The organism is Amycolatopsis orientalis DSM 40040 = KCTC 9412 (genome assembly GCF_000478275.1).
Taxonomy (GTDB): Bacteria; Actinomycetota; Actinomycetes; order Mycobacteriales; family Pseudonocardiaceae; genus Amycolatopsis; species Amycolatopsis orientalis.
The window spans coordinates 117,510-126,875 of the sequence record NZ_ASJB01000001.1; the positions used below are offsets into that span (position 1 = coordinate 117,510).

Consider the following 9,366-nt stretch of genomic DNA (forward strand, 5'->3'; position numbering starts at 1 on the left):
GGGCGTCTCGGGGCTAGTTGCCTTTCGCGGCGATACCGGGGGCGGGAGCCTGGGCGTTGCCCGCGATGCCGTACCGCCCGGCACCGCCTTCGAGTTGCTCACGCAGCGCCATGATCGTGGTGATCCGGCCGGCCGCGGTCTCCGCGTTGTCCACAGTGGACAGGATCGACGTCGCCGAGGTATCGGCGCGCACGACACCGATCGCGCCGGTGCCGTCGGCCGATCCGGCGTCGCCCGCCAGCACCGTGCCCGCACCCGAACGGTCGAGCTGCGCCGCGAAACGCGCGATGGTCGAGGCCCGGTCACCCGCGCCGTCGCCGGTGTACTTCGAGCCGGTGAGCACGATCGCGAGCTGGGCGGGCTTCACATCCTGACCCGCCTTGAGGAAACCGCCGTCGGTGAGCCCGCCGAGCGCGGCCGCCAGCTCCACCGGCGTCGACTGCGCCTGCGCGTTGTCCTTGTTCAGCAAGGCCACCGAACCGAGCAGCGCACCCGCGAGAGTGCCCGGGTCGCCCGCGGTCGGGAACTGGACCCCGGCGGGCTGCAGGCGGGTCACGACGTCACGCAGCTGATCGGAGCGCATCGGGTCGGAGAACGCCTCGGTCAGCTGGATCTCGCCGGTGACCGAGGCCCCGGCCTGCCCGACGAGCTGCTTGAGCGCGTCGCGGTCCGCGGGCTTCGCGTCTTCGGTGGTCACCAGCACCACCGAACGCTTGTCCAGCTGCCCGGCGAGGACCTTCGGCCCCAGCGCCCCGGCGAACGCGTCGGCGTCGCTGAGCCTGGCGTTGAGGGAATTGCGCTGCGCCTCCAGATCCGCGACCTGGGTGCCCAGGTCCTCCTTCTGCCCGGCGAGACCGGACAGCAGCGAACCGTTCAGCGCCGTGGATCCGAGCACCACCCCGATGGCGAGCGCCAGGAAGCAGGCGGCGATGGAAACGATGTGGTACCGCAGAGAAATCACGTGAAAAGTCCCTTGCCCCAGGCGATGAACGAGTTCCAGGTGTCGCGGATCCAGTCGAGGTAGACCGAACCCACGTCGGAGACCAGCAGCGCGGCCGCGACGGCCACCAGGGTCGCCAGTACCAGCAGGATGACGGCGCCGATCGACACCCGGCTGCGGTGCAGGGTCGCGACCGCCTTGCCGTCGACCAGTTTCGTGCCGAGTTTGAGCCGGGTGAGGAACGTCGACGGGTTCGACCCGGACCGGCCGTGGTCGAGGAACTCCCGCAGCGTCGCCTGGAAACCGACGGTGACCACGAGACTCGCCTCGTGCGCGTCGGCCAGCAGCAGCGCCAGGTCCTCGGCGTTGCCCGTGGCGGGGAAGGTGACCGCGCCGATCCCGAGATCCTGGATCCGCTCGACGCCCGGCGCGTGCCCGTCCGGCTGCGCCGGGACCACGACCTCGCCGCCGCTGCGCAGCGTTTCCGCGCCGATCCCGTGCGGGTCGCCGACGATGACGTCCGGCAGGTAACCCTGCGCGCGCAAGGTGTCGGCACCGGCGTCGACGCCGATCAGCACCGGCCGGTGCTCGGAAATGTACTTCTTCAGCTTCTTGAGGTCCTCGGCGTGACCGTTGCCGCCCGCGACCACGAGGGCGTGCCGGTCGCGCAACGGAACCCGGATCTCCGGTACGCCGACACCGTCGAGAATGAGACTACGTTCCCGGCGGAGGAATTCGATCGTGTTCGCGGAGAACGCCTCCAGCTGGGTGGACATCCCGGCCTTGGCCTCGATCATCTGGTCCGCGACGCTTTCCCGCGTCTGCTGGATCCCCGAACCGATCTGCCGCTCACCGATGTAGACGACGCCCTCGTGCAGGCGGAGTTTCGTACCGTCCTTCACCTTGCGCAGCAGCTCGCCGCCGACCGAGTCGACCAGGAGGATCCCCGCCTCGAGCAGGACCTCCGGCCCCAGGTTGGGGAACCGGCCGGAGATCGACGGCGACGCGTTCACCACCGCCGCGACTTCGGCCTCCACCAAGGCGTCGGCCGTCGAACGGTCGAGATCGAGCTGGTCGAGGACGACGATGTCGCCCGGGCTCAGCCGGCGGAGAAGCTCGCGTGTACGCCTGTCGACCCTGGCGACGCCGGTGATCCCGGGGAGGGTCTCTTGGTTACGCGTGAGCAAGCCGGTGAGCTTCATGCGACCGATAGTGACAAATCGGTGCGGCCTTATGGGTCCGCCACGCCGATGAAAACACGCCGATTAACCCACAGTGGGGCGCGTCGCTCCCGAGGCGTCTCGTGAGTGGTAATGACGGTTAGAACCGTCATTACCACTCACGAGACCCGTTACTTGGCCTTCTTGCGCTTGCCGCCACGGCGGGCTTTGGGCTTGTCCGGCGCGCTCTTGTCGGCCTCGGCCACGGCGAGCAATTCCTCGGCGTGCGCCCGGCCGGTCTCGGTGCTTTCCATTCCCGCGAGCATCCGCGCGAGTTCGACGACCCGCTCGGATTGTTCGAGCACGCGCACGCCACTGCGGGTCACCCCGCCACTGGTGCCCTTGTCCACCACCAGATGCTGATCGGCGAACGCGGCGACCTGCGGCAGGTGCGTGACCACCAGCACCTGGTGGCTGCGCGCCAGCCGCGCGAGCCGCCTGCCGATCTCGACCGCCGCACGGCCGCCGACCCCGGCGTCGACCTCGTCGAACACCAGTGTCTGCACGGTGTCCGCATGCGCGAGGACGACCTCGATCGCCAGCATCACGCGGGAAAGCTCACCACCGGAAGCGGCCTTGTGCACCGGGAGCGGCGGCGCGCCGTTGTGCGCGCGCAGCAGCAGCTCGACGTCGTCGACCCCGTCGGGGCCGGCGTGCACGAGCTTGCCTTCGACCCGCACGGCGTGCGGATCGCTCTCCTCGACCGCGCGCCGCTCGACGGTGATCTCGATCTCGGCCTGGCCCATGGCGAGCCCGGACATCTCGGCGGTGATCGCCTCGGCCAGCTCGGCGGCGGCCTCGACACGGGCCTCCGACAGCCGCAGGGCGTGCTCGGCGAGCGTCACCGCGAGCGCGTCACGGCGAGTGGCCAGTTCGGACAGTGCCTCCTCGGAGGTGTCCATCGTGGACATCCGGCGGCGCGCGTCGTCGGCCCAGGCGAGCACCCCGTCCACATCGGCGGCGTACTTGCGCGTGAGCCGCTTCAGGTCGGCCTGGCGCGCCAGCACCTTTTCCAGCAGCGCGGGGTCGGCGTCGAGCGTTTCGAGGTAACTCCCCAGCTCGGCGCCCACCTCGGACAGCAGCACCGAAGCCTCGTCGAGGCGGGGGCCCAGCTCGCGCAGCACGGCGTCTTCGGAACCGGTCAGCTGGCGGGTCGCCTCGCCGATCAGCCCGAGCGCCCCGGGGACGTCGGGATCCCCCTCGGACGAACCGGCGACGGCCGCGTGCGCCGCACTGGCCGCGGCCCGCAGTTCGTCGACCGCGGCGAGCCGCTTGATCTGCTCGGTGAGTTCGGTGTCCTCGCCGGGCTCCGGCGCGACGGCGTCGATCTCGGCGAGACCGTGACGCAGCAGGTCGGCCTGCTGGGCCATCTCGCGGGAGCGGGTGGACCGCTCGGTCAGTTCGGCGACGACGGCGAGCCATTCGTCCCGTACCGCGCGGTACTGCTCCAGTGGTTCGGTGACGGCCTCCCCGGCGAACCGGTCGATCACGGCGCGCTGTTCGGCGGGCCGCAGCAGCCGCAGCTGATCGTTCTGCCCGTGCACCGCGATCAGCTGCTCGGACAGGTCGGCCAGCACTCCGACCGGCACCGAACGGCCTCCGAGGTGGGCGCGGGACCGGCCGTCGACCGAAACCGCGCGCAGCGCGATGACGCTGCCGTCCTCGTCGACCTCCGCCCCGGCGTCGGTGACGATCCGGGTGGCGCCCTCGGCACCGCCCAGCTCGAATCGGCCTTCCACGAAGGCCTTCAGCATTCCCGTTCGCACCTTGGACACTTCGGCTCGGCCGCCGGAGAGCAGGTGCAACCCGCTGACGACCATGGTCTTGCCCGCACCCGTCTCACCGGTGACGACGGTGAAGCCCGCGTGCAGTTCCAGCAGGGCGTCCTCGATGACTCCGAGGCCCTGGATGCGCATCTCGGCCAGCACGACGCCCACCGTAGCGGCCTACCCCGACTAATCTCGCACCCGGCACGTCATGAGGGGTCCCCTTAAGACGAAATTCGTCTTGAGGGGACCCCTCATGACATCCGTCAGCGGGCGTGTCGCTCCCGCCAGCCCTTGATCGGCAACGAGAACTTGTGCACCAGCCGGTCGGTGAAGGGGCCTTCCCACAACCGGATCAGGCGCACCGGCACCCGCCCGCAGGTGACCCGCACGGCCGCCCCGGCCGGAAGATCGAAGGTCCGCGATCCGTCGCAGGTCAGGACGGCGGGCGAGCCGTCCGGATCGATGGCGACGGTGATTTCGGAGTCCCGGGAGACGACCAGCGGCCGGGAGAACATCGCGTGCGCGTTGCTCGGCACCACCAGCAGCGCCTGGACGTCCGGCCAGATGATCGGGCCGCCCGCGGAGAACGCGTACGCCGTCGAGCCGGTCGGAGTGGCACACAGGACACCGTCGCAGCCGAAGGACGACACGGGCCTGCCGTCGACCTCGATGAGCGCGTCCAGCACGCGCTCGCGGGAGCTCTTCTCGACGCTCGCCTCGTTGAGCGCCCACGTGTTGACCGTCTCCTCGCCGTCGACGGTGACGACGACATCGACGGTCATCCGCTCTTCGACCTGGTAGTCGCCGTCGACGGCACGCTGGACAGTGTCGGCCAGCTTGTCCGAATCGGCCTCGGCGAGGAATCCGACCCGGCCCAGGTTCACCCCGAGCACCGGGACACCGTTCGGCCTCGCCAGTTCGGCGGCCCGCAGCAACGTGCCGTCGCCGCCGAGCACGAACACCAGCTCGGTCCCGGCGGCCGGATCCTGCTCCGGCGCCATGACCGTGCACGGCGCGCCGATCCCGCCGTCCGCCTCGAGCATTTCCCGGACGTCCTCGTCGAGGACCCGCAGCCGCACACCGGCCTTGGCGAAACGGGCCGATACCTCGCGTGCCGCGTCCCGGGTCGCGTCCCGGTCCGGGTGCACGACGAGCAGCACCTCGCGATCGCTCATTGGGGTCCCTCCAGGACTGCGGTCCGGACGAGCCGTTCGGCGTCGGTGCCGACGGTCTCCCCCGCCCCGCGGGTAAGCCAGACGAAGTATTCGACGTTCCCGGACGGTCCCGGAAGCGGGCTCGCCACGACGCCGCGCAAGCGCAGGTCCAGCTTCTCGGCCTCGGCGAGCACGCCCAGCACCGATTCGGCCCGCAGCTCCGGGTCACGGACCACGCCGCCGCTGCCGAGCCGGTCCTTGCCGACCTCGAACTGCGGTTTCACCATCGGCACCAGATCGGCGCCGTCCCGCGCGCAGGCGGCCAGCGCGGGCAGGACGAGTTTGAGCGAGATGAACGAGAGATCCCCGACCACGAGATCGACCTGCCCGCCGAGGTCCTCCGGGGTCAGGTTGCGGACGTTCGTCTTGTCGAGGACGACCACGCGGTCGTCGGTGCGCAGGCGCCAGTCCAGCAGGCCGCGGCCGACGTCGGCGGCGATCACCGTGGCGGCGCCGTTGCGCAGCAGGACGTCGGTGAAGCCACCGGTCGAGGCGCCGGCGTCGAGGCAGCGCTTTCCCTCGGTGGAAAGACCTTGCGGCGTGAAGGCTTCGAGCGCGCCGAGCAGTTTGTGCGCGCCGCGCGAGGCCCAGCCGGGGTCATCGCCGTCCCGCACCACGATCGGCGCGCCGGACTCGACTCCTGTCGCGGGTTTGGTGGCCACCATCCCGCGCACGCTGACCTTGCCCTCGGCGATCAGCGCGGACGCCTGTTCGCGGGAGCGGGCCAGACCCCGCCGGACGAGTTCCGCGTCCAGGCGGGCGCGTTTGGGCACGCGTCAGACCTTGTCGATGGTGGACAGCGCCACCGTCAGTTCGGTGTGCACGGCTTCGAAACGGTCGACGTGCTCCGAGAGCGGAAGCGAGGCGAGGTCGTCGAGACCCGACACGGCTTCGTCGATCCCGGCACGGGGATCCGTGTCCTGCTGCGCGAAGTGGTCGGTCTGGTCACCCGGGACCGGCGGCGGTCCGGGCACCGGGGGTCGCGGAACGGGGTGGAAGTGGTCTTGCACCCCACCAAGTTAGCAGCGCTGGTCAGGCGAGGCGCAGCTCGCCGAGCGCGGCGCGGGCGGTGTCGCCCACACCGCGGACCTCGGTGATCCCCGACTCCCAGGCCACCGCGCACACCGCGCGCAACAGGTCCAAGGAGTCGCCTTCACCCTCGGCTTCGAGCACGTCACCCTGTGCGGTGATCCGCCAGCCGTCCTTCGGGCCGACCTCGAGCTGATCCGCGCGGCCGCCGAGGCCGGACAGGTCCCACGCGAGATACCGCGGCCGTTCTTCGGGCCTCGCCTTGATCAGGGACGCCGCGTCGGCGACCCCGGTCAGCACGCAGAGCGCGTCGATCCCGGCCGCGACCGCGCCCTCGATGTCGGTGTCCAGCCTGTCGCCGACCACGAGGGCCCGCTCCGCGCCCGCGTCCCGCGCCGCCGTGGTGAACAGCGAAGGCGCCGGTTTACCCGCCACCAGCGGCTCGACCTCGGTGGCGGTGCGCAACGCGGCCACCATCGATCCGTTGCCCGGCAGCAGTCCGCGTTCGGACGGCAGGGTCGCGTCGACGTTGGTCGCCACCCACAGCGCGCCCGCGCGGATGGCGAGACACGCCTCCGCGAGGGCGGCCCAGGTGTTCTCCGGGGAATGCCCCTGCACCACGGCGGCGACGTCCGGCCCGGCTTCCCGGACCGTGCGCAGCCCTGCCGACTCGATCTGGGCGGCGAGCGACTCCGTACCCACGACGAGCACGACGGCGCCTTCGGGCAGCCGCTCACCCAACAGGGCGGCGGCGGCCTGGGAGCTCGTGTGGACCTCGTCGGGGGTGGCGGGCAGTCCGAGTGCCTCCAGGTGCGCGGAGACCTCCTCGGGTGCCTTGGAGGCGTTGTTCGTCACCCAGCGGACGGCCGTGCCGGTGTCCCGGAGCGCCCGGAGTGCTTCCGGGGCGCCCGGGACGACCGTGCTGCCGTGATAGACCGTGCCGTCGAGGTCGAACAGGACCGCGTCGTACCCGGCCGACAGGGCGTCAGCCATTCGTGAGCTCCGCGGCGCGCTCGGCGGCGTCGGTCTCGTCCTCCTCGTCGGCCTCTGCCGCGTTGAGGAACCAGCGGATCGCCTCGTCCTTGCGGTCGGCGGCGGCGAGGTTGTCGGCGTAGGCGTAGAACAGCCGGGCGCTCCACGGGTCGCGCTTCTCCGCCTTGAGGTCGTCGCCCTGCAGGGAGACGACGGCGGCGTCCAGCTGGCCGAGGTCACGGCGCGCGCCGGCGGCGACGATCGCGAGTTCGATCTGGGTCGCCTTGGACAGGCGCTCCTTGTCGACCTCCTTCGCGAGGTCCAGCGCCCGCTCCGGGCGCCCGATGGCACGCTCGGCGTCGGCGATGATCGCGATGTGCTCGTCGGACCGGGTCATCCGGCGGACGGCCCGCAGCTCGGACAGCGCTTCGGACCAGTTGCCCGCGTGGTAGGCGACCAGGCCGAGCGCCTCACGGACGATCGGGACCCGCGACGCCTTGGCCTTCGCGTACTTAGCGTGCTCCATCGCGGCTTCGGGGTCTTCGTCGACCAGGCCGCCGGCCGCGACGAGGTGCTTGCCCACGGTTTCCGCGAGCCCCTTGGGCAGGGTGCGGAGTTCGCGGCGGGCTTCTTCGTCGAGGTCGGAGAACTCGATGCCTTCAGGCAGTTCCGGGGCCTCGAGCAGCTCGCGCGCCAAGGTCTCGTCGTCGACCGGCTTGTCGTCGGTACGCGGCGTGGACCGGAAGTCCTTGCGGCCCTCGGAACGGTCGCGCTGGGGACGGTCGTCGCGCTTGCGCTCGAACCGGCCTTCGCCGCCGCGGGAGTCGCCGCGCTTGTCGTCGTAACGCTTCTCCGGGCGGTCACCGGACGGACGGCGGTCGGGACGGTCGCCGGAGGGGCGGAAGCCGCCACCGCGGTTGTCGCCACCCCGGTTTTCGCGGTCGCCGTAGGACTTGCGCTCGTAGCCACCGCCGCTGGGACGGCGGTCGCCCGAGGAGGGACCACGCCGTTCGTCACGGCGGTCGCCGCCGCCGTTGTAGCCACCGGAACGCGCGCCACCACGGTCGTCGCGGTAGGACGGACGACGGTCGTCGCTGCCGCCCCGCTTGTCGCGGTCACCGTAGGACTTGCCCTGCGGGCGGCCTTCGTAGCGGTTGCCGGACGACGGACGGTCGTCGGAACGGCCGCGGTTGTCCGAGCCGTAGCCGGACCGGGCCGGGCGGCTGTCGGTGCGCTTCTCGTACCGGCCCTCGGAACGGCTGTCGGAACGGCTGTTGTCGGAACGGCTGTCCGAGCGGTTGTCGTAGCGCCGCTCGGGACGGCTGTCCGACGAACGGTAACCACCGCGATCGCCGCCGCGGCTGTCACGACTGTCGCGGTTGTCGGAACGGAAGCCGCCCCGGTTGTCGCGACTGTCGGTGCGCTTCTCGTACCGCCCCTCTGAACGGTTGTCCGAGCGGCTGTCGGAGCGGTAGCCACCGCGGTCACTGCCACGGTTGTCGCCACCGCGGCTGTCACCGCTCCGGTTGTCCGGGCGGTAACCACCGCGGTCGCCACCCCGGTCGTCGGAGCGGTAGCCGCCACGGCGGTCGTTGTCGCGGCCGCCGGAGCGGTCGTCGCGACGATCGCCGGCACCAGGGCCCCGACGGTCGTCGTTGGAGTAGCGCGGGCGGTTCTCGTCGCGGCCTTGGCCCGCGAACCGGCTACCGCCGGAGCGGTGGTCGCGGGGACCGTTGCCGCTTCGCCCCGGCTTGCCGGAGTAGCTGCTCGAACCGCCGGGCTTGCCGGAATAACCGCTCGAACCGCGGGCACCGCGGTCGTCACGGCGCGGACGGCCCTGATAGCCGCCGTCGCGGCCGCCCCGGTCCTGTCCGCCTCCGGCGGAACCGCGCCGGTCACCTCGCTGCGCGTCAGACCGGCCTCCGCGGGGACTGTCGTCCCGGCGACCCGACCGGCCGGACGCGCCATCATCTGAGTCACGTCGACCGAACTCGGACACCTGGCCTCCTGCCACTATTGAAAAAGTTTCGATACCGGCGACGCCTTCAAGGCGCGCCAACGGACCACTGTAGTCCGTCCATGGACATGAAAAGAGACAGGGCCCTGACCGGGGAGAACCTGTCAGAGGTTCTCGACCCTGGTCAGGACCCTGTCCTGAAGTTAGTCCGGCGGTGTCCTACTCTCCCACAACCCTTCGGTTGCAGTACCATCGGCGCTGTCAG

Annotated in this window: 8 protein-coding genes; all 8 read right to left on the reverse strand. The window is 71.2% G+C overall.

The window, feature by feature from the left end:
* Positions 1-13: 13 nt before the first annotated feature.
* Positions 14-961: a copper transporter gene (locus L324_RS00490; protein ID WP_037303231.1), complete on the reverse strand. Its 948-nt coding sequence runs from the start codon at positions 959-961 to the stop codon at positions 14-16.
* Positions 958-2,142 carry a putative cytokinetic ring protein SteA gene (steA, locus tag L324_RS00495; protein ID WP_037303233.1) on the reverse strand — a complete coding sequence of 395 codons (1,185 nt, stop codon included), beginning with the start codon at positions 2,140-2,142 and terminating at the stop codon, positions 958-960. The genes L324_RS00490 and steA overlap by 4 nt, the downstream gene beginning before the upstream one ends.
* Before the next feature lie 149 nt (positions 2,143-2,291).
* The gene (gene recN, locus L324_RS00500) at positions 2,292-4,088 is read right to left on the reverse strand and encodes a DNA repair protein RecN (protein ID WP_037303265.1); all 1,797 of its coding nucleotides are present in this window, start codon (positions 4,086-4,088) and stop codon (positions 2,292-2,294) included.
* Positions 4,089-4,192: 104 nt separating this feature from the next.
* Positions 4,193-5,104, reverse strand: coding sequence for an NAD kinase (locus L324_RS00505; RefSeq protein ID WP_037303235.1), 912 nt, complete (start codon positions 5,102-5,104; stop codon positions 4,193-4,195).
* A complete protein-coding gene (locus tag L324_RS00510; protein ID WP_037303236.1) occupies positions 5,101-5,916 on the reverse strand; it encodes a TlyA family RNA methyltransferase in 816 nt (271 codons plus the stop codon). The genes L324_RS00505 and L324_RS00510 overlap by 4 nt, the downstream gene beginning before the upstream one ends.
* A gap of 3 nt (positions 5,917-5,919) precedes the next feature.
* Positions 5,920-6,153, reverse strand: coding sequence for a hypothetical protein (locus tag L324_RS00515; protein WP_438938433.1), 234 nt, complete (start codon positions 6,151-6,153; stop codon positions 5,920-5,922).
* Positions 6,154-6,175: 22 nt separating this feature from the next.
* Positions 6,176-7,165, reverse strand: a complete 990-nt coding sequence (locus L324_RS00520) for an HAD-IIA family hydrolase (RefSeq protein WP_037303238.1) — start codon at positions 7,163-7,165, stop codon at positions 6,176-6,178.
* On the reverse strand, positions 7,158-9,143 hold the full coding sequence (locus L324_RS00525) for a hypothetical protein (protein WP_037303240.1): 1,986 nt from the start codon (positions 9,141-9,143) through the stop codon (positions 7,158-7,160). Before L324_RS00525 ends, L324_RS00520 begins: the two co-directional genes overlap by 8 nt.
* Between the last annotated feature and the right edge of the window lie 223 nt (positions 9,144-9,366).